This is a genomic window from Staphylococcus sp. MI 10-1553, assembly GCF_010365305.1.
Lineage (GTDB): Bacteria > Bacillota > Bacilli > Staphylococcales > Staphylococcaceae > Staphylococcus.
On sequence record NZ_CP048279.1, the window covers coordinates 1576438 to 1600554 of the forward strand.

The 24117-nt window shown below is 36.8% G+C and carries 24 protein-coding genes; 17 read left to right on the forward strand and 7 right to left on the reverse strand.

Annotation, left to right across the window (positions count from 1 at the left end; genetic code table 11):
- Positions 1-49: 49 nt before the first annotated feature.
- The 10 genes from ahrC to GZH82_RS07405 all read left to right on the forward strand — a co-directional run bounded on the left by ahrC (position 50) and on the right by GZH82_RS07405 (position 10956).
- Positions 50-502 carry a transcriptional regulator AhrC/ArgR gene (gene ahrC / locus GZH82_RS07360; RefSeq protein WP_014613844.1) on the forward strand — a complete coding sequence of 151 codons (453 nt, stop codon included), beginning with the start codon at positions 50-52 and terminating at the stop codon, positions 500-502.
- Positions 503-515: 13 nt separating this feature from the next.
- Positions 516-2198, forward strand: a complete 1683-nt coding sequence (recN, locus tag GZH82_RS07365; protein WP_162681940.1) for a DNA repair protein RecN — start codon at positions 516-518, stop codon at positions 2196-2198.
- 6 nt (positions 2199-2204) lie between these two features.
- Positions 2205-3098 (forward strand): phosphate acyltransferase, encoded by an 894-nt coding sequence (locus GZH82_RS07370; protein WP_162681941.1) that lies wholly within the window; start codon positions 2205-2207, stop codon positions 3096-3098.
- A gap of 87 nt (positions 3099-3185) precedes the next feature.
- Positions 3186-4244 (forward strand): butyrate kinase, encoded by a 1059-nt coding sequence (gene buk, locus GZH82_RS07375; protein WP_162681942.1) that lies wholly within the window; start codon positions 3186-3188, stop codon positions 4242-4244.
- Positions 4245-4254: 10 nt separating this feature from the next.
- Positions 4255-5673, forward strand: coding sequence for a dihydrolipoyl dehydrogenase (gene lpdA, locus GZH82_RS07380; protein WP_162681943.1), 1419 nt, complete (start codon positions 4255-4257; stop codon positions 5671-5673).
- A gap of 21 nt (positions 5674-5694) precedes the next feature.
- Complete coding sequence (locus GZH82_RS07385; RefSeq protein ID WP_162681944.1) at positions 5695-6693, forward strand: thiamine pyrophosphate-dependent dehydrogenase E1 component subunit alpha; 999 nt, start codon at positions 5695-5697, stop codon at positions 6691-6693.
- Positions 6686-7669, forward strand: coding sequence for an alpha-ketoacid dehydrogenase subunit beta (locus GZH82_RS07390; RefSeq protein ID WP_162681945.1), 984 nt, complete (start codon positions 6686-6688; stop codon positions 7667-7669). Before GZH82_RS07385 ends, GZH82_RS07390 begins: the two co-directional genes overlap by 8 nt.
- 12 nt (positions 7670-7681) lie before the next feature.
- A complete protein-coding gene (locus tag GZH82_RS07395) occupies positions 7682-8968 on the forward strand; it encodes a dihydrolipoamide acetyltransferase family protein (protein ID WP_162681946.1) in 1287 nt (428 codons plus the stop codon).
- A gap of 562 nt (positions 8969-9530) precedes the next feature.
- Positions 9531-9968, forward strand: a complete 438-nt coding sequence (gene brxB / locus GZH82_RS07400) for a bacilliredoxin BrxB (RefSeq protein ID WP_162681947.1) — start codon at positions 9531-9533, stop codon at positions 9966-9968.
- Positions 9969-9978: 10 nt separating this feature from the next.
- Entirely contained in the window at positions 9979-10956 is a 978-nt protein-coding gene (locus GZH82_RS07405; protein ID WP_162681948.1) for an aromatic acid exporter family protein, read from the forward strand.
- A 56-nt stretch (positions 10957-11012) separates the two neighbouring features.
- On the opposite strand, the gene prli42 is transcribed toward GZH82_RS07405, so the two are convergent.
- Complete coding sequence (gene prli42, locus GZH82_RS07410; protein WP_019165260.1) at positions 11013-11114, reverse strand: stressosome-associated protein Prli42; 102 nt, start codon at positions 11112-11114, stop codon at positions 11013-11015.
- A 172-nt stretch (positions 11115-11286) separates the two neighbouring features.
- Here prli42 and GZH82_RS07415 point away from each other — a divergent pair, with 172 nt between their 5' ends.
- Both GZH82_RS07415 and gndA read left to right on the forward strand, forming a co-directional pair.
- On the forward strand, positions 11287-12402 hold the full coding sequence (locus GZH82_RS07415) for a tripeptidase T (protein WP_162681949.1): 1116 nt from the start codon (positions 11287-11289) through the stop codon (positions 12400-12402).
- Positions 12403-12475: 73 nt separating this feature from the next.
- Entirely contained in the window at positions 12476-13879 is a 1404-nt protein-coding gene (gndA, locus tag GZH82_RS07420; RefSeq protein ID WP_162681950.1) for an NADP-dependent phosphogluconate dehydrogenase, read from the forward strand.
- Positions 13880-13962: 83 nt separating this feature from the next.
- Here the strand turns inward: gndA and GZH82_RS07425 are convergent, their stop codons facing one another.
- The 3 genes from GZH82_RS07425 to zwf all read right to left on the reverse strand — a co-directional run bounded on the left by GZH82_RS07425 (position 13963) and on the right by zwf (position 17220).
- Positions 13963-14478 (reverse strand): MFS transporter, encoded by a 516-nt coding sequence (locus GZH82_RS07425; protein ID WP_238989539.1) that lies wholly within the window; start codon positions 14476-14478, stop codon positions 13963-13965.
- A 259-nt stretch (positions 14479-14737) separates the two neighbouring features.
- Positions 14738-15595, reverse strand: a complete 858-nt coding sequence (locus GZH82_RS07430; RefSeq protein WP_162681952.1) for an AraC family transcriptional regulator — start codon at positions 15593-15595, stop codon at positions 14738-14740.
- A 140-nt stretch (positions 15596-15735) separates the two neighbouring features.
- Positions 15736-17220, reverse strand: a complete 1485-nt coding sequence (gene zwf, locus GZH82_RS07435) for a glucose-6-phosphate dehydrogenase (RefSeq protein ID WP_162681953.1) — start codon at positions 17218-17220, stop codon at positions 15736-15738.
- A 156-nt stretch (positions 17221-17376) separates the two neighbouring features.
- Here zwf and rnz point away from each other — a divergent pair, with 156 nt between their 5' ends.
- A complete protein-coding gene (gene rnz, locus GZH82_RS07440) occupies positions 17377-18294 on the forward strand; it encodes a ribonuclease Z (protein ID WP_162681954.1) in 918 nt (305 codons plus the stop codon).
- A 242-nt stretch (positions 18295-18536) separates the two neighbouring features.
- On the opposite strand, the gene proC is transcribed toward rnz, so the two are convergent.
- The gene (gene proC / locus GZH82_RS07445) at positions 18537-19352 is read right to left on the reverse strand and encodes a pyrroline-5-carboxylate reductase (RefSeq protein ID WP_162681955.1); all 816 of its coding nucleotides are present in this window, start codon (positions 19350-19352) and stop codon (positions 18537-18539) included.
- Positions 19353-19437: 85 nt separating this feature from the next.
- Between proC and GZH82_RS07450 the strand changes: the two genes are divergently transcribed.
- The gene (locus GZH82_RS07450; RefSeq protein WP_162681956.1) at positions 19438-20193 is read left to right on the forward strand and encodes an SDR family NAD(P)-dependent oxidoreductase; all 756 of its coding nucleotides are present in this window, start codon (positions 19438-19440) and stop codon (positions 20191-20193) included.
- Between the two features lie 3 nt (positions 20194-20196).
- On the opposite strand, the gene GZH82_RS07455 is transcribed toward GZH82_RS07450, so the two are convergent.
- Positions 20197-21111 (reverse strand): aldo/keto reductase, encoded by a 915-nt coding sequence (locus GZH82_RS07455; protein ID WP_162681957.1) that lies wholly within the window; start codon positions 21109-21111, stop codon positions 20197-20199.
- 79 nt (positions 21112-21190) lie between these two features.
- Between GZH82_RS07455 and GZH82_RS07460 the strand changes: the two genes are divergently transcribed.
- From GZH82_RS07460 to xerD, 3 genes are all read left to right on the forward strand, one after another.
- A complete protein-coding gene (locus tag GZH82_RS07460; RefSeq protein ID WP_162681958.1) occupies positions 21191-21733 on the forward strand; it encodes an NUDIX hydrolase in 543 nt (180 codons plus the stop codon).
- A 103-nt stretch (positions 21734-21836) separates the two neighbouring features.
- A complete protein-coding gene (fur, locus tag GZH82_RS07465; protein ID WP_096540997.1) occupies positions 21837-22292 on the forward strand; it encodes a ferric iron uptake transcriptional regulator in 456 nt (151 codons plus the stop codon).
- 39 nt (positions 22293-22331) lie between these two features.
- Positions 22332-23219 (forward strand): site-specific tyrosine recombinase XerD, encoded by an 888-nt coding sequence (gene xerD / locus GZH82_RS07470; RefSeq protein ID WP_162681959.1) that lies wholly within the window; start codon positions 22332-22334, stop codon positions 23217-23219.
- Positions 23220-23605: 386 nt separating this feature from the next.
- Here the strand turns inward: xerD and GZH82_RS07475 are convergent, their stop codons facing one another.
- On the reverse strand, positions 23606-24112 hold the full coding sequence (locus GZH82_RS07475) for a DUF309 domain-containing protein (protein ID WP_162681960.1): 507 nt from the start codon (positions 24110-24112) through the stop codon (positions 23606-23608).
- Between the last annotated feature and the right edge of the window lie 5 nt (positions 24113-24117).

Sequence of the window (24117 nt, forward strand, 5' to 3'; positions counted from 1 at the left end):
CCGAGTGTGGTAAAATCATTGTATAAATATTCGTTACGAGGTGTCTATTATGCCTAAAAAATCTGTAAGACATATAAAAATCAGAGAAATTATTTCAAATGAACAAATCGAAACACAAGACGAGTTAGTGAAACGTTTAAATGATTATGATATGAACGTCACGCAAGCCACAGTGTCACGTGATATTAAAGAACTTCAATTGATTAAAGTCCCCGCGCCAAGTGGTCAATATATTTATAGTTTACCTAATGATCGTCGTTATCATCCACTTGAAAAACTAGGACGCTATTTGATGGATTCATTTGTAAAAATCGATAGTGCTAATAATTTACTTGTGCTGAAAACATTGCCTGGTAATGCGCAGTCAATCGGTGCGATACTGGATCAAATTGATTGGGAAGAAGTGCTAGGTACAATTTGTGGTGATGATACGTGCTTAATTATTTGTCGCGACAACCCTTCAGCTGATGAAATCAAGGAAAGAATTTTCAATATGTTATAAGGATGGATGTTAGATGTTACAAAGCCTCTCCATTAAACAATTTGCAATTATCGATACATTAGATGTTCAGTTTTCTGATGGCCTCACTGTTCTTAGTGGCGAAACAGGTGCGGGTAAATCGATTATTATTGATGCCATTGGACAACTTATTGGCATGCGTGCTTCCTCTGAATTTGTTAGACACGGTGAAAAGAAAGCAATTATTGAAGGCATTTTTGATATTGATGATGCGAAAGATGCGATACGTCAACTTGAAACGTTAGGTATTGATATCAATGAAGACTTCTTAATTGTCAAAAGAGAAATTTTTAGTTCTGGTAAAAGTATTTGTCGGATTAACAACCAAACTGTAACGTTACAAGATTTAAGACAAGTCATGCAAGCTTTACTCGACATCCATGGTCAACACGAAACACAATCTTTATTAAAGCAAAAGTATCACGTTGAACTACTCGATCGTTATGCTGACGGTGAATATATTGAAGCACTTCAGCAATATGCCCAATCTTATGAACAACATCAAGAAAAGATAAAAGAGCTTGAAGCACTGGAGTCTGCAGATCAAGCTTTGTTACAACGTCTAGATTTAATGAAGTTCCAATATGATGAATTAAAAGAAGCGCACTTAAAAGAGAGCGAAATTGAACAATTAGAAACAGATATTAAACGTATTCAGAACTCCGAAAATTTAAGTTTAGCATTGAACGCTGCTTATGTGACTTTAACGGATGAACATGCGATTACAGACCGCCTCTATACTTTAAGTACAGAATTACAAAATGTGAATCAAATTTTACCGGAAACGTTTGAAAAGCTAAAAGAAGAAGTCGATCAATTTTATTACACGTTAGAAGATGCCAAACATCAAATCTACGAAGAAATCAACCAAACTGAATTTGATGAACAATATTTAAATGAACTAGAATCGCGTATGAACTTGTTGAACAATTTAAAACGAAAATATGGCAAAGACATTTCTGATTTGATGATTTATCAAGAAAAAATCGCTGATGAAATTAATAAAATCGAAAATTATGAAGAAAGTACGTCAAAACTACGTGAAGAAATTCAACAATTATCGCAACAAGTTCAGGAAGACGGGCAAAAGTTATCGAAAGCGCGTAGAATAGTAGCAAGACAGTTGCGCGATCGTATTGTCAATGAAATCCAATATTTACAAATGAAGGACGCGAATTTAGAAATTTCGTTTAAACCTTATGAAGCACCGCAAAAAGATGGTTTAGAACGTATTGAATTTTTAATTAGTCCGAATAAAGGTGAGCCCTTAAAAAGTTTAAACAAAATTGCGAGTGGCGGTGAACTGTCACGAATCATGCTCGCACTGAAAAGTATTTTTGTACGCGCACGAGGGCAAACTGCGATTTTATTTGATGAAGTGGATTCCGGCGTTTCTGGACAAGCGGCGCAAAAGATGGCTGAAAAAATGAAAGAGATTGCTTCAGTCATTCAAGTCATCTGTATTTCTCATTTACCACAAGTTGCGTCAATGAGTGATCATCATTTGTATATTTCAAAACATGAAAAAGATGACCGCACAACTACGACTGTACGTGAACTTACAGGCGATGCACGAATAGATGAAATTGCACGTATGATTTCTGGTGCAACTGTTACCGAATTGACGAGACAAAATGCGAAAGAAATGATTGAACAAAACCAAAAGCATAAAGGATGATGAAAGTTGAATTTTACAGACTTGCTTAAAGAACCTCAAGCTCTAACAGGGACAATTGCGATGGTTAATGCAACAGATGAACCACTCATTAGAGTTATTATTGAAGTTTTAAAGAAAACCCATGCTGACTTCAAACTTTATAATTGCCAAGATGCAGCTGAAATCATTCGTTCATTCGATTTGTCGGCTGAATTTTTAAAACGTATCCATATTCAAACGTTTGATACAGAAGACGCTGCGATTGAAGGCTGTTTAAATGATTTGTATCATGGTAAGGCAGAAATTTTGATGAAAGGGCAAATTTCAACTGCCAAAATCTTATCTGCGGTATTAAAACGTAACGCACAAGGTGCAAAACCTTTTTTAAACCATGTCGCGCTATGTGAAATTCCGTCGTATCACAAACTGCTTATGATTTCAGACGTTGCGCTTAATATTGCGCCTACAGAAGAAGAGATGAAAGCAACCATTCAAAATGTTGTTGCTTTTTCAAAAAGACTACAATATCAACAACTTCATATTGCATTATTGTCATCCGTTGAAAAAGTCAGCCCTAAAATACCATCTACCGTTCAAGCTGAGCGTTTAAGCCAATATTATCAATCACATCCCATCGAACCTCATGTGCATGTTGAAGGCCCATTTGCTTTAGATAATGCGATTGATAAACGGAGTGCTATTCAAAAAGGCATCCATTCAAAAGTTGCAGGGGATGCAGATGTACTCATTGTGCCAGGATTAGATGCAGGAAATGTATTATATAAATCACTCACATATTTTGGTCGTGCTAAAGTTGCGAGTCTTATTCTCGGTGCGCATTTTCCAATCGTTCTTACGTCAAGAGCGGATAGTATTGAAAATAAAATCAATTCTATTTTAGTCTCATTAAAAGTCGGTTAACTGTACAATCGAAATGACGTCATTCATGTTTGGATATCCAGCATGAATGACATACATTTTTGATTTGTTTTTGAAAGAAGGGATAGTATGACAACAGCACTTGTATTGAATTTAGGAAGTACCTCTAGTAAATATGCAATATATGAAAATGATGAATGTAAAGTGAATGAAAATATTAGCCATACTGAAACCATTTTAAATAAACCCTTAATTGATCAAGAGTCCTTGAGGCAACAAATGATTGAAACTGAAATTGAATCCCAAGGTTATCAGTTGAATCAAATTGATGTCATTGCCTGTCGAGGAGGTCTACTGAAACCACTTGAAGGCGGTACATATTCAGTAAACAAAACAATGTATGACGATTTAAAAAGCTTTAAATACGGGGCACATGCTTCTAATTTAAGCGGCATGATTGGTTATCAACTCGGACAAAAATATCATATTCCTGTTTTCACTACTGATCCGGTTGTCGTAGATGAATTGATTGATGAAGTACGTCATACTGGCGTGCCTTCCATTCAACGCCGGAGTATCTTTCATGCATTAAATCAAAAAGCAATGGCACGTCGTTATGCCGCATTAGTCAATCGTGCCTATGAAGATATGAATGTGATTGTGATACATATGGGCGGGGGCATCAGCATTGGTGCGCATGAAAAAGGGCGTGTCATTGATGTGAATGAAGCATTATATGGCGAAGGTCCAATGGCGATGGATCGTTCCGGTAGTATTCCAAACGATTTGATTGTCCAACACATGGTAAAGCATCAATTATCCGCTGATGAAATGAAAGTGCAATTAAGTCGTGAGTCTGGACTTAAAGCTTATTTCCAGACATCCAATTTAAGGGAAATTATGGCAAATTATGATCAAGATGAAAAAGTGAAGCTGATTATCGACACGATGGTGATTCAAATTGCCAAAGTCATCGGAGAACGTGCTGCCGTTTTAAAAGGACATGTCGATCAAATTATTTTCACAGGCGGTATGAGCCATAGTGTTAAATTAATGAAACAGCTCGCGAGGTATGTAGAATGGATTGCTCCGATTTCAGTTTTCCCAGGAGAGCATGAACTTATAACGCTTGCAGAACGTGCACGATTAGCATTGAATCAGCAAATCAAAATTCAGATATATCAATAGGAGAAAGCATATGACAAAAGAAAAATACGATATCGTTATCCTTGGCGGTGGTATTGCAGGATATTCTGCTGCAATTCGCGCGAGTCAACTTGGAAAATCTGTTGCTATAGTTGAAAAATCAAAAATGGGTGGGACATGTCTGCATCAAGGCTGTATCCCAACAAAATCTTTCCTTAAATCAGCGGAAGTATTTCAATACATACAACATGCTGATGACTTTGGTGTAACCGCTGAACAACCGACGCTTAATTTCGCAAAAGTAATGGAACGTAAAAATCGCATTGTCGACACATTGTATCAAGGGGTACAAGGGTTAATGAAACGTCACAAAATTGATGTGTTTCATGGCGTTGGCCGCTTAATGGGCGCTTCTATTTTCACACCTCAAAGCGGCACAGTTTCTGTTGAATATGAAGACGGAACTTCTGAACTGTTGCCGAATGACTATGTATTAATTGCGACAGGATCAAAACCTATGGCATTGTCATTTTTACCGTTTGATCAACAACAAATTTATAGTAGTAATGATATGATGACGCTTGAAACTTTACCACAATCTATCACTATTATTGGTGGCGGTATCATCGGGTTAGAATTTGCATCTTTCTTTAGTAGTGTAGGTGTTAATGTACATATTATTGAAGCTGGGCCGCGTATTTTACCAACAGAAAGCGCACAAATCAGTCAATTAATCCAAAAGCAATTGGAAGAAAAAGGTGTCAACTTCCATGTAAATACAGCGCTTAAAGCAGAAGACATCCAACAAAGCGAGGATGAAGTGACATTCAATCTTGAAACGCCATTCTCCACTGAAAAAGTACTCGTTGCCATTGGTCGACAAGTAAATACAGCTGATTTAGGGTTAGACAATACTAAAGTTGTATTGAATGACAAGCAAATGATTGAAACGAACGAATATATGCAAACGGCTGATACACATATTTATGCTGCCGGAGATGTCATAGGACATTTACAACTTGCGCATGTCGGTGCTAGAGAAGGTGTCATTGCCGTTGAACATATGTTTAATGAAAATCCACTGCCCGTTGATTATGATACGATGCCAAGATGTGTTTATACGTCACCAGAAATCGCGTCTATCGGAGTCAATCAAGAAACAGCAAAACAACGTGGCCTTAAATTTGAAGTCATGAAAGCACCGTTTAAAGCGAATGGTAAAGCAACGATTACAGCTTCATCAATACCTGAAGGCTTTGCTGAGTTATTGTTTGATCAAGCATCTGGTAGTTTGAGCGGTGCATCTTTAATTGGTCCTCATGTCACAGAGCTCATCAACGAATTAAGTGTTTTACAATTTATGAATGGTTCTGCGCTTGAATTAGGACTTTCAACACACGCCCATCCATCCATTTCAGAATTACTCATGGAATTAGGATTAAAATCTATTCATCAATCTATTCACATATAGATAAGAAGGAGGAAAATAGATATGAATGATTATCAAAGTGTTGGCCTTGAAATTGAAGATTTGAAAAACATGTACCGTGCTATGGATTTAGGCCGTAAGTTAGATGAAAGAATGTGGCTCTTAAACCGTGCTGGAAAAATTCCATTCGTTATCAGTTGTCAAGGTCAAGAAGCGACACAAATTGGAACGGCTTATGCATTACAAAAAGGGGACGTTACATCGCCTTATTATCGTGATTTAGCACTGGTCACTTATTTAGGCATGACGCCTCTAGAAACGATGTTATCCGCATTTGGTAAACGTGATGACATCAGTTCTGGAGGTAAACAAATGCCATCTCACTTTAGTAAAAAAGAAGTCGGTATTATGTCACAAGGTTCTTCAGTGGCTACACAAATCCTCCATGCAGTGGGTGCAGCGTTAACATTTAAAATGGATGGTAAATCTCAAATCGCATTAACGACGCTAGGTGAAGGGAGTTCAAACCAAGGCGATTTTCATGAAGGGTTGAATTTTGCAGGCGTCCATAACTTGCCATTTATTTGTTTAATTGAAAATAATAAATATGCGATTTCTGTATCAAAAGCATTCCAATATGGTGCAGAATATTTATCAGATCGTGCGAAAGGTTATGGCATGTTCGGTGAAACAATTGATGGTAATGACCCAATTGCTGTCTATGGTGCTATTAAAAAAGCCCGTGAACGCGCAATAAACGGTGAAGGTGCCTCATTAATCGAAGCAATGTGTACAAGATTAACAGCACACTCTTCAGATGATGATGACCGTTACCGTACAGTTGAAGAAAAAAATGCAGATAAGGAAAATGATTGTAACCTTAAATTTAAACAGTATTTAATTGAGCAATCTCTAGTCGATGAAGCGTGGTTTGAAGCCATCGAAAAAGAAAATCAACAATGGGTACATCAAGCGACTAAAGAAGCCGAGGCCGCACCATACCCAGATCCATCTGAAACATACTTACATGTCTACGAAGAAGGAGGACGTCAACATGGCTAAAATTTCATATCTTGAAGCTATTAGACAAGCACTTGATGTCGCATTAGAAAAAGACGATCAAACGATGATTCTCGGTGAAGATGTAGGTAAAAAAGGTGGCGTTTTTGGGGTAACAGCTGGATTACAGGAAAAATATGGCGTTTATCGTGTGTTAGATACGCCGCTTGCTGAATCTAATATTGTCGGTTCAGCCATTGGTGCGGCGATGATGGGGAAACGACCTATTGCTGAAATACAATTTGCGGAATATATTTTACCGGCGACCAATCAAATTATGAGTGAAGCTGCTAAAATGCGCTATCGTTCTAACAATGATTGGCAAGCACCATTAACAATTCGTGCACCATTCGGCGGTGGCATTCATGGTGCACTTTATCATTCACAAAGTATCGAAAGCGTGTTTGCGTCTACACCAGGTTTAACTGTTGTCATTCCATCCACACCATATGACGCGAAAGGCTTACTTTTAGCCTCAATTGCATCGAATGACCCAGTTCTTTTCTTTGAGCATAAAAAAGCATATCGATTACTGAAAGAAGAAGTGCCAGAAGAATATTACACTGTGACTCTTGGTAAAGCAGATGTTAAACGAGAAGGCAGCGATATCACTGTATTCTCATATGGTCTAGCAGTGAACTATTGTCTTCAAGCAGCGGACTTGTTAAAAGGTGAAGATATCGATGTCGAAGTGGTTGACTTGCGTACAGTCTATCCACTCGATCAACAAACGATTATTGACTGTGCGAAAAAGACAGGTAAATGCTTGTTAGTCACAGAAGATAATAAAGAAGGTAGTGTCATGTCAGAAGTTGCCGCGATTATTGCAGAAAATTGTTTATTTGATTTAGATGCACCCGTAATGCGACTTGCGGGCCCAGATGTGCCGGCCATGCCATTTTCACCACCGTTAGAAGATGAATTTATGATTAACCCTGATAAAATTAAAAATAAAATGCGTGAATTAGCGCAATTTTAAGGAGGTTCACTCATGGAAATCAAGATGCCTAAACTAGGGGAAAGTGTGCATGAAGGTACAATTGAACAGTGGCTCGTTAAAGAAGGCGACCGCGTTGAAGAATATGACCCATTATGTGAAGTGATTACAGATAAAGTTACAGCTGAAGTGCCCTCATCATATGCAGGAACGATTAAAAAAATTATTGCTGCCGCTGGTGACACGGTTGAAGTCGGTTCTGTCATTTGCGAAATGGAAGTTGAAGGTGCTACGGACGAAACAACTGAAAATGTAGCTCCAGAAGCTGACAATGAATCTACAGAACAACCAAATGAACAGCCAGCATCAACTTCAACAGCACAAACAACAGCAAACCAACCTAAAAATAATGGCCGTTTTTCACCAGTTGTATTTAGATTGGCTTCCGAACACAATATTGATTTAACAACAGTGACAGGTACGGGTTTTGAAGGACGTGTCACTAAAAAAGATATCGAACGTGCGATTGAACATGGAACTTCTACTACGAATCACGTTGCTGCACCTCAAGAAACATTAGAGAGTACCGCACCGACGTCACCTGTAGCAAACCAAAATCACAATACAACGACAACAAGCAATCGTGATACCGTGATTCCGGTCAACGGTGTGCGTCGTCAAATCGCGAACAAAATGGTTCAAAGTGTTCATGAAATCCCGCACGCTTGGATGGCTGTAGAAGTGGATGCCACAGAATTAACAAAAACACGTGCGCACTACAAAAATCAGTTTAAAGCGCAAGAAGGGTATAATTTAACATTCTTTGCATTTTTCATTAAAGCTGTAGCAGAAGCACTTAAAAAATATCCATTACTCAACAGCACTTGGCAAGAAGATGAAATTATTTTACATTCAGACATTAATATTTCAATTGCTGTCGCGCATGAAAATAAATTGTTTGTTCCAGTGATTCGTCATGCCGATGAAAAATCAATTAAAGGCATTGCTCGAGAAATTCACGAACTTGCACAAAAAGCACGACAAAATCAACTTTTGTATGAAGATATGCAAGGCGGTACATTCACTGTAAATAATACAGGGACTTTTGGTTCGGTGCATTCTATGGGTATCATTAATCATCCTCAAGCAGCCATTTTGCAAGTTGAATCTATTGTCAAAAGACCTGTAGTCATTGATGACATGATAGCGATTCGTTCTATGGTGAACTTATGTTTATCACTCGATCACCGTATTTTAGACGGTTTACAAGCTGGACAATTTTTAAATGAAGTGAAACAACGTATTGAAGCATGTACCATTGAACATACACAAGTTTATTAAGGCGTTTTGGCATGGTTGGGAAATAAAAATTTTTGACTGTACTTATAGATATATTTTTGATTAAATGACCTTTATTGATCACCATTCTGAGTTTCACAAATGCCATCATGGGCTATCATTCCTAGGGGCTGAGCAAACAACTAACCAACGCTTTCATTGAATAATACATTTGTTGAAGCGTTGGTGGATTTTCCAGCTCAGTTGATCCCTCAGGAGTCGCGCCCATTTATGTAAATGAATTTCAAATAGTGCGAATCAATGAGGGTCTACTTTTGAAATGTAGAATATTTAAAATATCAAAATTTTTAGTCCTTTATCTCCTCAATTGATTTTATATTACACTATTACGACGTTCATTTATCATTGGAATATTGGAGAAAATTTAATTGTTTTTCTTAGCCTTTTCTGATAGTTTGCTGTTCATTGTTAACATTAAAATCATCACTAAATCTACTGTCTGTACCCTTGTTTTTTAGCACATATATTGCCGAATGATTGCAGTTGTGCATTACATTTAGTAAAATGTAATTAATTGAAATACTTATGATGGAGGAATGTTCACATGGATATGAACTTCGATTTATATATGAATAATATCGTCAAACAAGCCCGTTCTGAAATGGACCATGCGGGTTACGAACAATTAGCAACTGAGGAAGATGTCGACCGTGTATTTAAACAAGACGGTACAACTTTAGTTATGATTAACTCAGTATGTGGTTGTGCAGGGGGAATTGCACGTCCAGCTGCGACACACGCATTACACTATGATGTATTACCAGATCGCCTTGTAACAGTGTTTGCGGGTCAAGATAAGGAAGCGACTCAACGTGCACGTGATTATTTTGAAGGTTATGCACCATCAAGCCCTTCATTTGCGTTAATGAAAGACGGTAAAATTACTGAAATGATTGAACGTCACCAAATTGAAGGCCATGACACAATGGACGTGATTACGCAACTTCAAGCTTTATTTGACCGTTATTGCGACGTTAAGTAAGGGGCTCATCATGTTGCGTTTAAATCCATATCGAATCGGATTGAGAACGATAAAGACCGCTGTCGGCATGGCACTAGGTGTAATCATCGCACAACTACTAGGGTTGGATAATTATGCTTCTAGTGCCATTTTGGTTGTATTATGTATTAAAGATACGAAAATACATTCCGTTCACGCGATTATTTCTCGTTTTATATCCTGCTTAATTGCTATCGGTTTTGGTTGGGCTATTTTTCCTCTATTAGGGCAACACGCCTGGGTACTTGGTTTAATCGTACTCTTTTTCATTCCAGTTACTGTCATGATTAATATGCAAGAAGGTGTCGTGACGAGCATTGTCATCTTACTCCATTTTTTCAATGCTGATGTCATCGATTTTTCATTAGTCGTCAATGAAGTATTGCTTATTATCGTTGGGTTAGCCATTGCGTTTACGATGAATACAATCATGCCAAATTTAGACCATCAGTTATCTAAATATAAAAAGGAAATTGAGTTTCAATTCAAAAATATTTTCCATACGTTTAGTTCAGCATGTGCAATGCATAATAACCGCCCTGATGTGACGTTTACTTCGTTGGCACATACGATTCAAGAAGCGAAATCGATCGCATTCAGAGATGTTAAAAACCATTTTGTACGGAATGAAAACAGCTACTATCATTATTTTGACATGCGTGAAGATCAGTTAGAAATACTTAAGCGCATTAAAAATCACATTAAACATATTAATGCAAATGATGTCATGAGTGCACACGTGGCGCAGTTATTCAATGAAATGGCAGAAAATGTAAATGAAAACAATTATACTGCATTACGTTTACACACGTTATATCAAATTCGTCTTGAAATTGATCAACTGCCTTTACCTCAAACACATGAAGAGTTATTGACACGTTCAAGTATGATTCAAATTTTATATGATACTGAGGAATATTTAACGATTAAAGCGAAATTTGGTTCACTGAAAATGCATCATGAAATTTAATTGTATTCAAAAACAGGTGAGGACAGTAAATAGCCTTACCTGTTTTTTAGTTTCATTTACATGCTCAATAATGGTGCGATACCTGTTAAAATCAACGCAAGTACGATGGCAACAAGCATCACAATGATGAGCACTTTTCTTATTTTCTTGTTTAACACGATGATATGCCTCCAAATATCCTATAATAAATCTCATATACAATGAGTGAATTATAACATTCATTCATATAAAAGCCAAAAGTTCTTGTAAAAAAACATAATTGGTAGGTCTTTTTTGCAATCTATCCAAAGTTCGATAAAATGAGTATAGAACTTAAGGGAAGGTGACTATATGCTTAACAAAGATAGATTAATTGAAACATTTTTAGAATTAGTGCAAATCGATTCTGAAACAGGACATGAAGACATCATTCAACCGATATTGAAAGAGAAGTTTGAATCGCTCGGCCTATCCGTTGTAGAAGATAACGCGAAAGCAATGACAGGTTTTGGAGCCAATAACCTTATTTGTACATTACCTGCAAATCAAGAAGGTAAAGATAAAATATATTTCACGAGTCATATGGATACAGTAGAACCCGGTCGCAATGTAAAGCCTATCATTAAAGAGGATGGTTTTATTTATTCAGACGGTACAACAGTACTAGGTGCTGATGATAAAGCAGGATTAGCCGTCATTTTTGAAGTACTCCATATCATTCATGAACACCAGTTACCACATGGTCAAATTCAATTCGTTATTACAGTAGGCGAAGAGTCTGGGTTAGTCGGTGCAAAAGCTTTACGCAAAGAAGATTTAGATGCAGATTACGGTTATGCGATTGACTCAACAGTACCTGTCGGAAGTATCACGATTGGTGCACCGTATCAAATGAAAGTTAATGCGACGGTTCATGGTAAAAAAGCGCATGCCAGTACACCAAATGAAGGCATAAGCGCGATTAATATGGCTGCTCAAGCGATTAGTCAAATGAAACTGGGCCAAATCGATCATGAAACGACTGCCAATATTGGTAAATTCCAGGGTGGCGGCCCGACAAATGTTGTGACAGATTTAGTGAATATTTGGGCCGAAGCGCGCTCGCATTCTAAAGACAAACTCGATGCACAAGTCCAACATATGAAAGAAACATTTGAAAATGCGGCAGCACAATACGACTGTCATGCTGAAGTTGAAACTGAATTATCTTATCCTGGCTTCCGTGTCGAATCAAATGAACGTGTTTACCAAGTGGCTGAACAAGCTACAAAGGCATTAGGTTTTGAGATGCAAGCGGATGTCGGTGGTGGCGGTTCTGATGGTAATATTATCAATCATCTCGGCATCCCAACTGTGATTTTAGGCGTAGGGTACGAAAAGATTCATACAACAGATGAACGCATTTCCAAACAATCTTTATATGATTTAACCCATTTCGTGTTAAAAATCATTGAAATGAATGCGTAAGCTAATAAAAGGCTTCATCCGCTAATATGTGATACAATAAGTCCATAATTTATAATAAGAGAGGTTAAATATAATGACACAACAAATCGGTGTAGTAGGTTTAGCCGTAATGGGTAAAAACCTAGCTTGGAATATTGAATCAAGAGGTTACAGTGTATCTGTATACAACCGTTCTGCAGATAAGACAGATTTAATGGTTGAAGAATCTAAAGGGAAAAACATTGTACCGACTTATTCAGTAGAAGAGTTTGTAAATTCTTTAGAAAAACCACGTAAAATTTTGTTAATGGTAAAAGCAGGCGAAGCAACAGATAAAACAATCGACAGCTTATTACCTTTATTAGACGATGACGATATTTTAATTGACGGTGGTAACACAAACTACCTCGACACGATTCGTCGTAATAAAGCGTTGGCTGAAAGTGGCGTTAACTTCATTGGTATGGGTGTTTCTGGTGGTGAAGTTGGTGCGTTAACAGGTCCTTCATTAATGCCTGGTGGTCAAGAAACTGCTTATCATAAAGTGTCAGACATCTTAAAATCTATCTCAGCTAAAGCGAAAGACGGTAAACCTTGTGTCACTTACATTGGGCCAAATGGTGCAGGTCACTATGTCAAAATGGTACACAACGGTATCGAATATGCTGATATGCAATTAATCGCAGAAAGTTATATTATGATGAAAGATTTATTAGGCATGTCACATGAAGAAATCTCTGAAACTTTCAAATCATGGAATGCCGGAGAATTAGAAAGTTACCTTATCGAAATTACAGGTGACATTTTCACAAAACTTGATAAAGATGGCGAACCACTTGTAGAAAAAATTATGGACAAAGCGGGTCAAAAAGGTACTGGTAAATGGACATCTATTAATGCATTAGAATTAGGTACGCCATTAACAATCATTACTGAATCTGTATTTGCACGTTTTATTTCTTCATTAAAAGATCAACGTGTCAATGCATCAAAAGTTTTAAACGGACCTTCAGCTGCATTTGATGGCAACAAAGAAGAATTCCTTGAAAAAATTCGCCGTGCGTTGTACATGAGTAAAATTTGTTCATACGCGCAAGGTTTTGATCAAATGAAAACAGCAAGTGAAATCAATGAATGGAACCTTCAATTAGGTGACTTAGCGATGATTTGGAGAGAAGGTTGTATCATTCGTGCGCAATTCTTACAAAAAATTAAAGATGCATACGACAACAACAATAACTTACAAAACCTTTTATTAGACGGTTACTTCAAAGATATCGTGACTGAATATCAATCTGCACTTCGCGATGTTGTTGCTACTGGTATCCAAAACGGTGTGGCACTTCCCGGTTTCTCATCAAGTATCAACTACTATGATAGCTACCGTACAGAAAACTTACCAGCAAACTTAATTCAAGCGCAACGTGACTATTTTGGTGCACACACTTACCAACGTAAAGATCAAGAAGGTACTTTCCATACGCAATGGACTCAATAAGACCATCTCAAATATGAAAGAGGCTAGGAGCATTCCTGGCCTCTTTTCACATTTATGACTGCATCTCGTGCTCTTGATAGTTTTTATAAAAGTGTACCACCTAAAATACTTTCCATCGTACCTAAATGTGCTGACGAATAGCCGAGTTTCGTCACGATAATAACTGGAAGTCCGACAGTTAAAGATTGTACTAAAAAGTTAATGACGCTTGATACTAAAAATAGTGTTGACAAGTTTTGATTTTTAAATACATAGTTAAAACTTTCTACCATACCCTCTGTAAATTTTTTACTTTTACTCAACACATTCGCCGATTTAAAACGCAACATGAAAATAAGAATCAAGCCTATAAATTCAGTGAAACTATTCAACAGTGCTAAATTTTTAATCTGGACCACCGCCACTAAAAATCCTGCCACAATAGGGACAGCTATCATCGTTGCAGACTGAATGGTTTGTCTAATCGTAACAACTCTCTCAAAATGGTCTTGTGTAATGTACTGCAAGTTTGATGAGACAATGGTTTTGACAATCATATCGACAAAGACTAAAACGATCATCACACCAAAAATACTCGCAATATCTTCATGATAAACCATTGAAAAAATGAATAAGGAAACCACACTTAAAACTTGTCCTAAAATCAGAACAATGAGAATTATTAGATATTAATTTTTGAATAAAACAAACAACCCTGTCCTACATCGAAGTATAAAATTCAGGAAATTATAGAACTTATACAGGCTAGTAACATGATCGACGCAGAATTATCTTTAAAATAGTAATCATTAAATAAGCACAATCATTTCTCTTACGTCACCGAAACAACGTATCCAAACGATTGTGCTTGATTTAGGTTTAATTTTCATCAATATTAACAGGTACGCACAATTGCACTTTTGTAAATGGATCCTCAAATGAAATGTCGAGTGGATATATTTCAATATATAAGGCATCCCGTTCAAATGGTAATGTCAGTTGTAGACTCGTTTCAATGTAATGCCAAGCCTCACTCGTGACGAAATCAATTTCACCTTGTAAATTAAATACGGCGTATTGACGTCCTGCTAAAAAGCGATCTTCTAAATGACCAGGAAAACGTTCACTTGGAACACCGACAAAGATTTCAAGTCCTTGTTCAAGCGGACAACTAACAACAAACAATTCATGCGGCCCGATATCGTTATAACGCATCATATCCTTTAACGTGCCATCCATTTTTAAATCTTCAAGAAAATCCGGAATAATGAAATGGTGTTCTAATTCCGTTGAAGGTACAAATCGGGAACATCCAACTAATGAAAAATCACCTAACGTTTCTAAACGATAAGGGTAGGGCTTTTGCGAAGTTGTCGATAATTTTAAATAGAGTCGTTCCTGCATTTGAAGTTGCTCTTTTTTTAGTTTTGCCTGTAATGGCGACACCCCATGATAATCACTGAAGTCGTGTGCAAATGTGTTCGCATCCGCATACTGATAACGTTTTGCAAGATCAATAAGGCGATTCGCACCGTGGATTAAATCATTAGCAGCGAGTGTCAATCTACGCGCGCGACAATATTCTTGAGGTGTCTTTCCAATAATCATCGTAAAAGATTGTTCTAAATGATAAGGAGAAATTTCAACGTATTCACTTAAAGTTTGTAAGTCAAATGGTTCTAATAAATGGTCTTCAATATAAACCATTGCGCGTTGTAAATGTTTAATGACGTCCAAAATTTTCACTCCTTATAACTCTTATAGTCTCTTTCTCTCATGATGTATCCAATAATTTATTATATAACAAAAAACAGCTAAGTGACACTAAAATGTGAATCACTCAGCTGATGTTTATTAATCAAGATGTGCACTTTTGTTTATTGAATATCGTTCCACCATTTAAAGCCGTCACGACTCAATAATAAATCACTGTCTAATGGACCATTTGTACCTGACTCATAGTTAGGGAATTCTGGTTCGAAATGATCCCAAACTTGTTGAATTGAATCCACAAACTTCCATGTTGATTTTAATTCTTCCCAATGTGTAAAGTTTGTTGCGTCACCTTTTAACACATCGAAAAGTAAGTTTTCATAAGCATCCACTGTGTTCATTTTATCTTGTGCACTCATCGCATAAGATAATTGTACAGGTTCAGTTTCGATACCTTGAACATATTTTTTACCATTAAGGTGAATAGACACACCTTCGTTAGGTTGAATGTTAATCACAAGTAAGTTGGAATCTAAATGTTTATCCTTTTGATAATATAAATTCATCGGTACTTCTTTAAATTCTACAACGACTTGAATGGATTTACGTTTCATACGTTTACCTGTACGAATGTAGAATGGCACACCCGCCCATCTAAAGTTGTCGATTTCTACTTTACCTGACACGAAAGTAGGCGTAGTAGAATCAGTAGCGACTTTATCTTCTTCGCGGTAAGCTTTAACTTCTTGACCATTGATGAAACCTTGATCATATTGACCACGAACAAATTGATTTCTTACTTCATCTGGTTGAAGTACGTGTAATGATTTTAATACTTTTACTTTTTCAGCACGAATATCATCACTATTTAAACTTATAGGCGGCTCCATCGCTAGTAATGCAACCATTTGTAACATATGGTTTTGTACCATATCTTTTAAAGCCCCGCTCGTTTCGTAATAACCACCTCGGTCTTCAACACCAAGCACCTCTGAAGATGTCACTTGGATATTTGAAATATATTTGTTGTTCCATAATGGTTCGAACATCGCGTTACTGAAACGTAATACTTCTATATTTTGCACCATATCTTTACCTAAATAGTGGTCGATACGGAAAATTTCTTCTTCTTTAAATGACCGACGAATTTGCTCGTTTAATTCTTCAGCTGATTTCAAGTCACTACCAAATGGTTTTTCAATAACAAGACGTTTGAAGCCGTTTGTGTTCGTTAAACCTGAAGATTTTAAGAAATCAGTCACGACACCGAAAAATCGAGGTGCCATTGCTAAATAGAAGACACGGTTGCCTTCTAACGAAAATTCACGGTCTAATGATTCGCTTAATTCTAGTAATTTTTGGTAACTTTCCTCATCACTGACATCGTGTGGTTGATAAAATACATGTTGCATAAACTTGTCTAGATGTTTTGTATCTTGTACGTGCTCTTGAATTGACGATTTCACTTGAGCTCTAAAATCATCATTAGTTAATTCACGTCTTCCGATACCAATAATTGCAACTCTTTCATCTAAATTGTCTTGTTGATATAAGTGAAAGAGTGATGGAAATAGTTTACGGTGACTTAAATCACCAGTGGCACCAAAAATTGTTATGAGTGCTGGAACATGATTATTTGTCTTATTCAAGATTCAAAACCCCAATTCTTAATTTTAGTTCATACGTTAAAGATGTGTTTATTATAGAACATATCGCGGTCTTGGTCATATATTCTGCTTTATACTTAAAATTTTGCCGATTCTTAGTCGTTTTATGATAATATAACGCTAAAGGAGGGACGATGCATGGAAATTACATTTTTCGGTACAAGTGCTGGATTACCTACAAAAGAACGTCATACACAGTCGATTGCGCTCAAACTCGAACCGTATGCGACTGATGTTTGGTTATTTGACGTGGGTGAAGCAACACAACATCAAATATTACACCATTCTATCAAACTCGGAAAAGTCAGTCATATTTTTATTACACATATGCACGGCGACCATGTATTCGGTTTACCCGGCGTGTTAACGAGTCGTTCATTTCAAGGTGGCGAATCCAAACCACTGACTGTCATAGGACCTAAAGGCATCAAAGACTATGTTGAATGCAATTTATCACTCACATATTCACATCTCAATTATCCTTTACATATTATTGAAGTAGAAGATCAAATGAATTTGTCTATTAACGGGTTCGAAGTCATTGCTCGGCCACTTAATCATGGTATCCCATGTTTTGGCTATCGTATTCAAGTCCCTGATACACCTGGTAAGTTAGATGTCCAAAAATTACAAGCAATTGGCATGCCTCCAGGACCACAGTATCAAAAAGTGAAATCACAAGATACTTTTGAATTTGAAGGCCAAATATATGATGCCAATGACTTTAAAGGGCCAGATAAAAAAGGACAAGTTGTGACGATTTTTGGCGATACACAACCGAGTCAATACGCGCTTGAATTGGCCAAAGATGCCGATGTATTAGTGCATGAGTCAACCTACATTGAAGGCGATAAATCTTTAGCCAATGCGTATCATCATAGCCATATTGAAGATGTCCTCGCGTTAATCGAAAAAGCTGGAGTGAAACACGGACTACTCACACATTTAAGTAGTCGTTATACGAAAGAAGATATTGATGAAATTGAGGCAAAATTGAAAGCCCATTCGCCATTATCATTTCAATTTGTAGAAGATTTCGATAGTTATCAGTTTTAACTTCATCATATATTCTAAACAAAAGGAAAGGTTGGGACATTTAGTTTTCTCAGCCTTTATCTACATATCGCAACAGCTGTCTGACTCCTCAATACGAGTGCTTTTGAGAAGTCTAGTCAACCTTGCGGGGCAGTAAGTCGAAACTCGAAACCTTGAGGGCAATCAAAACCACAAATCGTAGGGGGAGCGCAAGTTCAACAAAATGCGATATCAATAGCATCAAAAATTTTTATGTCCCATTGTTAATTTTCATCTTGTGCTGAAAGTTCAATACTTCTATTCACAGCAGCATTTAAACAATCCTCAAATATTCCCTCTATATCATATTCAGATAAAGCGTTTAAACCAGCTTGTGTTGTGCCGCCTTTTGAAGTAATGTTTTTTCTTAATTGCTCCATACTTAAATCTGAACGTTCAATCATTTTACTCGTGCCGATAATTAATTCGCGAATCGATTCTTCCACTTGCGATTTTTCTAGTCCTAATTTTGTCCCTGCTATGACATATTTTTCGAACACATGGTATAAAAATGCGGGACCGCTTCCTGTTATCGCTGTCACTTGGTGTAAATGATCTTCCTGAACTTCTAATGCTGTACCGAAAGCGTTAATAATTTCTAAAATTTCGTCTTTCGCTTTACCACCAAAGTTTGAAGGAAAACTTACACCTGTTACAGAATGGCCGACGTGTGCATTTGTATTCGGCATAATGCGCGCAATCGGATTGGTCGTGTTAATTTTTTCTTTAATGTACGAAATGGGAATCCCTGCCATAATAGAAATAAATCGGTTGTTAGGCTGTACATGTTGCTTAATTCTGTCAGCCAATTGATCAAAGTCATGTGGTTTCGATCCTAAAAAGATATAGTCTGCATCTTTTAACAAAGTTGCATCGTCATAACTATATCGAACACCTAAATCTTCTTCATATTCTTTCAACATGTCTTCATTTGAACGATTCGTTAAATAAATGTTTTCTGCTGGAACGACTTTTGAATTCACAATACCTGTAAAAATCGCGTGTGCCATATTGCCAGCGCCATAAAATACAATTTTCATACGAACTATCACTTCCTAAAAGTATTTTCTTGTCTTATAGTAACATATAACAACATTTTATTGAGTCAGATAGGGGAGAGATACAATGCAGCAAGGTCATTTTTTAATTACTGGAGGTACGAGTGGTTTAGGGTATGCACTCGCACATGCACTCATATCTGCCCATTATTCTATTACACTACTTGTACGTGATGTAAACAAAGCACGATCATTATTTCCAAATGCAGAAGTTCAAATCATTCAATGTGACTTGACGACAGAAAGTGATGTACTTGAGGTTGCTCAACATTTTAATGACCAAACGCGTTTCGATGGCGTGATACATTCAGCTGGACTCGGCTATTTTAAAGGATTGCTTGAAAATACACCTGCAGAAATTGTACAAACGTATCAAGTGAACGTGGTCCATTTCTCAATGATAATCAATCAATGCGCACCATATTTAACGCCTAATGCTTCTATTGTCGGGATAAGTAGCCAAGCCGCTTTAGCAACACAACCTTATGCAGCACATTACGGTGGAAGTAAAGCAGCTCTCAATCATGTACTCAACGCATTACGTATTGAACAACCACAATGGCACGTGCTCAATGTCAATGTCGGACCAATTCAAACACCATTTCATACAAAAGCAGATTCGTCTGGTCTATATGCACGTAAAATGAAAAAAATAATGTTGAACCCTGAACAACTAGCCGAAAAAATTGTTCACGCGATTCAACATCGTCAACAAGAGCTAAACATCCCTCAGTCCATTCATTTTTTACTTAAACTATATCAACTCGCACCACGCTTTTTTGAAAAAGTAGGACGACCATTTTTCTTAGGAAAGCAGCGTTAACTGTTATGGCATTTCCCAATGTTGCGCATAGTGTAATTGCTTCACGATAGCAAATGCTTCTTCTAATTGTGCTGGGTTGATTTCTTGATAGTAGTGTGCCACATTTTGTTGTAATTGTTCAACTGAACTTGCACCAGCAATGATAGAACCTAATACATCAAACGATTTTAAATAATTGAATGCTAATCCCGTCAATTCTGGATCAATTTGTTGTAATGCGGTTACAGTTTCTTTGAGGGCATGATAATCATAATCAAAAATGCCTTCTTCAAATTTCGTTGTTAACACTTTTTCAACACTTTGCGTTAATAAACCTTTGAATACGGGTCCGCGTGCGAGTAATTTCACACCTTTGTCATGCACTTCATCCAATAAATCGACAGGTCTATTATCGATTAAGTTGAATTGAGACATTAACGTTTCAATTTGACTATGTTGTAAATAATAACGAATCACATTAGGGCGAATTGAAGAAAGACCATACGCACGAATGACACCTTCTTGTTTCAGTTCATCAAACGCACGAATTGTCTCATCAAGAGGATCGTCAATTGTACCACCGTGTAACATATATAAATCGAGTGTATCTAACCCAAGGCGTTGCAACGAGTTTTTCACATTTTCTTTAATGTAACGTTTGGAAGGATCCCAAAATGTTTCGCCGTTTTCTTTTAAATGATTGCCTACCTTTGTACCAATGACAATATCATCACGGTTTTGATACTTTTTAAGCGTACGACCAACGATTTTTTCATTGACTCCTTTAACATAAATATCTGCTGTATCAAAATATGTAATTCCTGCTGCCACTGCTGCATCAATAATTTGTTCAGCTTTCTTTTCTTCTGTACCTAAACTCATACATCCAAGACCGAGCTCAGATAATTCAATACCACTTTTTAAAACATTTTTTTGCATGATGCCACTCCTTCAGATAAAATCGATGTATATTCATGATAGCAAAACGTATGAATATTTGAAAAGGAGAGGATTCACTATGCATTTTGAAGAAAAAACCATTTCTAAAGAATCGATTTATAAAGGAAAAATCATTGAAGTAGAAAAACATAAAGTGTCTTTACCGAACGATGAAACGGCATATCGCGAAGTGGTGAAACATAATGGGGCAGTCGCAATTTGTGCCTTAACACCTGATCAACAAGTCATTTTAGTGAAGCAATACCGTAAAGCTTTAGAACAGGAGTTGTTAGAAATACCCGCAGGCAAACTTGAACCTGGAGAAAACCGTGAATCTGCTGCGATGAGAGAACTAGAAGAAGAAACCGGTTATAAAGCAGAAAAACTCACTTTAATTGGTGAAGTATATGGCACACCTGGTTTCGCTAATGAGAAAATCTCTATTTATTTTGCAGATGATTTAGTTGAAGGTAAAGTCAATTTAGATGAAGATGAATTTGTTGAGAAAGTGTTTTATTCATTAGATGATGTTAAAAAAGCCGTTGAAACCCGTACAATTGAAGATGCTAAAACATTCATTGCATTTCAACACCTATTATTACATTATAATCATTCTAAATAAGAAGCGAAAATGGTTGCTTTTTTTCTCAATTACTGGTAATTTATAACAAGAAAACATATTTAATTGTAATAATTATAATTTTCAGTAGAGGAGTGAGGCTTCCGTGGAGGAAAGACTGAATCGCGTGAAGCAACAGTTGCAACAGTCTTCTTACAAATTAACACCGCAACGTGAAGCAACCGTGCGTGTTTTAATTGAAAATGAAGCTGACCATTTAAGTGCCGAAGATGTGTATTTAAAAGTGAAAGAAAAAGCACCAGAAATAGGGCTCGCAACCGTTTACCGTACATTAGAACTATTAGCAGACTTAAAAGTTGTCGACAAAGTAAGTTTTGGCGACGGTGTTTCTCGATTTGATTTACGTAAAGAAGGCTCAAAACATTTCCATCATCATTTAGTTTGTATGGAATGTGGTCGCGTAGATGAAATTGAAGAAGATTTATTACCACAAGTTGAAGAACGTGTAGAAAATGAATTTAATTTTAAAATTTTAGACCATCGTCTGACATTTCATGGCATTTGCGAAACTTGTCAAAAAGAGGGCAAAGGTGCTAAATGATAATCAAGTACAGTGCTTGAACAGAATTGGAGTCAATCTATGGAAGAAATTCGAGATGAGTATTTAAGATTTATTCAAATTGAAAAAGGACTATCCAACAATACGATCGCTGCTTATCGCCGTGATTTGAATCATTACTTGAACTATTTGACAGCGCATAAAGTGGCGAATTTGAACTTTGTGGACCGTCAAATGATTCAAGAGTGGTTTGGCTTTTTACATGATGAAGGGCGCTCAGCAAAAACAATTGCTCGCTTTACATCTACAATTCGGAGTTTCCATCAGTTTGCTTTGAGAGAAAACTATACCTCGCATGATCCAACTGTACTTATCGAAACACCTAAATACGATCGTAAACTTCCAGATGTTTTATCTATTGCAGAGGTTGATCAATTATTAATGGCGCCTGATAAAACGAAAATTAATGGCTATCGTGACAAAACAATGCTCGAGTTACTTTACGCAACAGGCATGCGTGTTTCTGAATTGATCAATATCGAGGTTGAGGATATCAATTTAATGATGGGGTTTGTCAAAGTGTTCGGTAAAGGAAGTAAAGAGCGCATTGTACCATTAGGCGAAACGGTCATTGATTGTTTAACACACTACATTCAACATATTAGACCTCAGTTATTGAAGCACACGGTCACACATGTATTATTTTTAAATTTACATGGCAAACCATTATCCAGACAAAGCGTTTGGAAAATGATTAAGCAAACCGGTGTTAAAGCAGGGATTATGAAACGTTTAACCCCACATACATTACGGCATTCATTTGCGACACATTTATTAGAAAATGGTGCCGACTTACGTGCTGTACAAGATATGTTAGGACATTCTGATATATCAACAACACAGCTCTATACACATATTACTAAAAATCAAATCCGTAAAATTTACCAAGACTATCATCCAAGAGCGTAAAATGAATAGAAACATATATATTTAAAAATGGATAGGTAAGAAGCCAATTGACTACACTTCATACCCATCCATTTTTGTATTTAACGATAAAATGAACCTCAATCATACATACGAAATTTTTACAACGTGCCAACCATTATTTCAAAAGCATCTCATTGTTTGGTTTTAATTCATACTAAAAGTACAAGAACAGCCCAAGACTCCCGAGGGATCAGACGTAGCCGAAAATCCCTCAACGCTTCCATTAGTGTAACAATCAAATCATGCGTTAATTGTAGGATTGGCCCCTAGGAAATGCGAGCCCTTAAAAGCAATAAAGCTAAAAACGAATCGTTCTGCAATTAGGGGATTCACGCTTTAGCTTCAAACAAATGAGGTGCTTGAAATTATTTTCTTCTTTCCTCTATAGCCGCTTCTCTTGCTGCAATAACGTCACTTCTATCTCTCAACTGATGATGATGTAATATGACCGGCGTCTCTACCACCTTATCAGTCACTTGAAAATTCGGAAACCGAGTCTTAACTTTCTCAATCATCACGGCTGTTAGGGGCAGTTGAATCGGTGAAAACGGAATTTCATGTGCAGTATCATGTATCAACTGTGTTAACATATTTAAATAAGCTTTTCGTACAAGTCCTAAAGTGGCCATCGTCTCTTTAGAATAATCTGCTATAATTTGATAAGCTTTGTTAAATGTTTTATACGCACCTTTGAAGTTACCGCGTCGATAATGATAACTCCCTGTTGCAAGTAAAATCAAACTTACAACAGCATCTTGTTTTGAAAAAGCGTGTTGCATTTTCCATGCTTCTTCTAAAATATCATGACAGAGAAAATAATGTTGTTCATGATGAAACTGATAGTAAAAATGGACTAGATCATTTTCCAACATGGCTC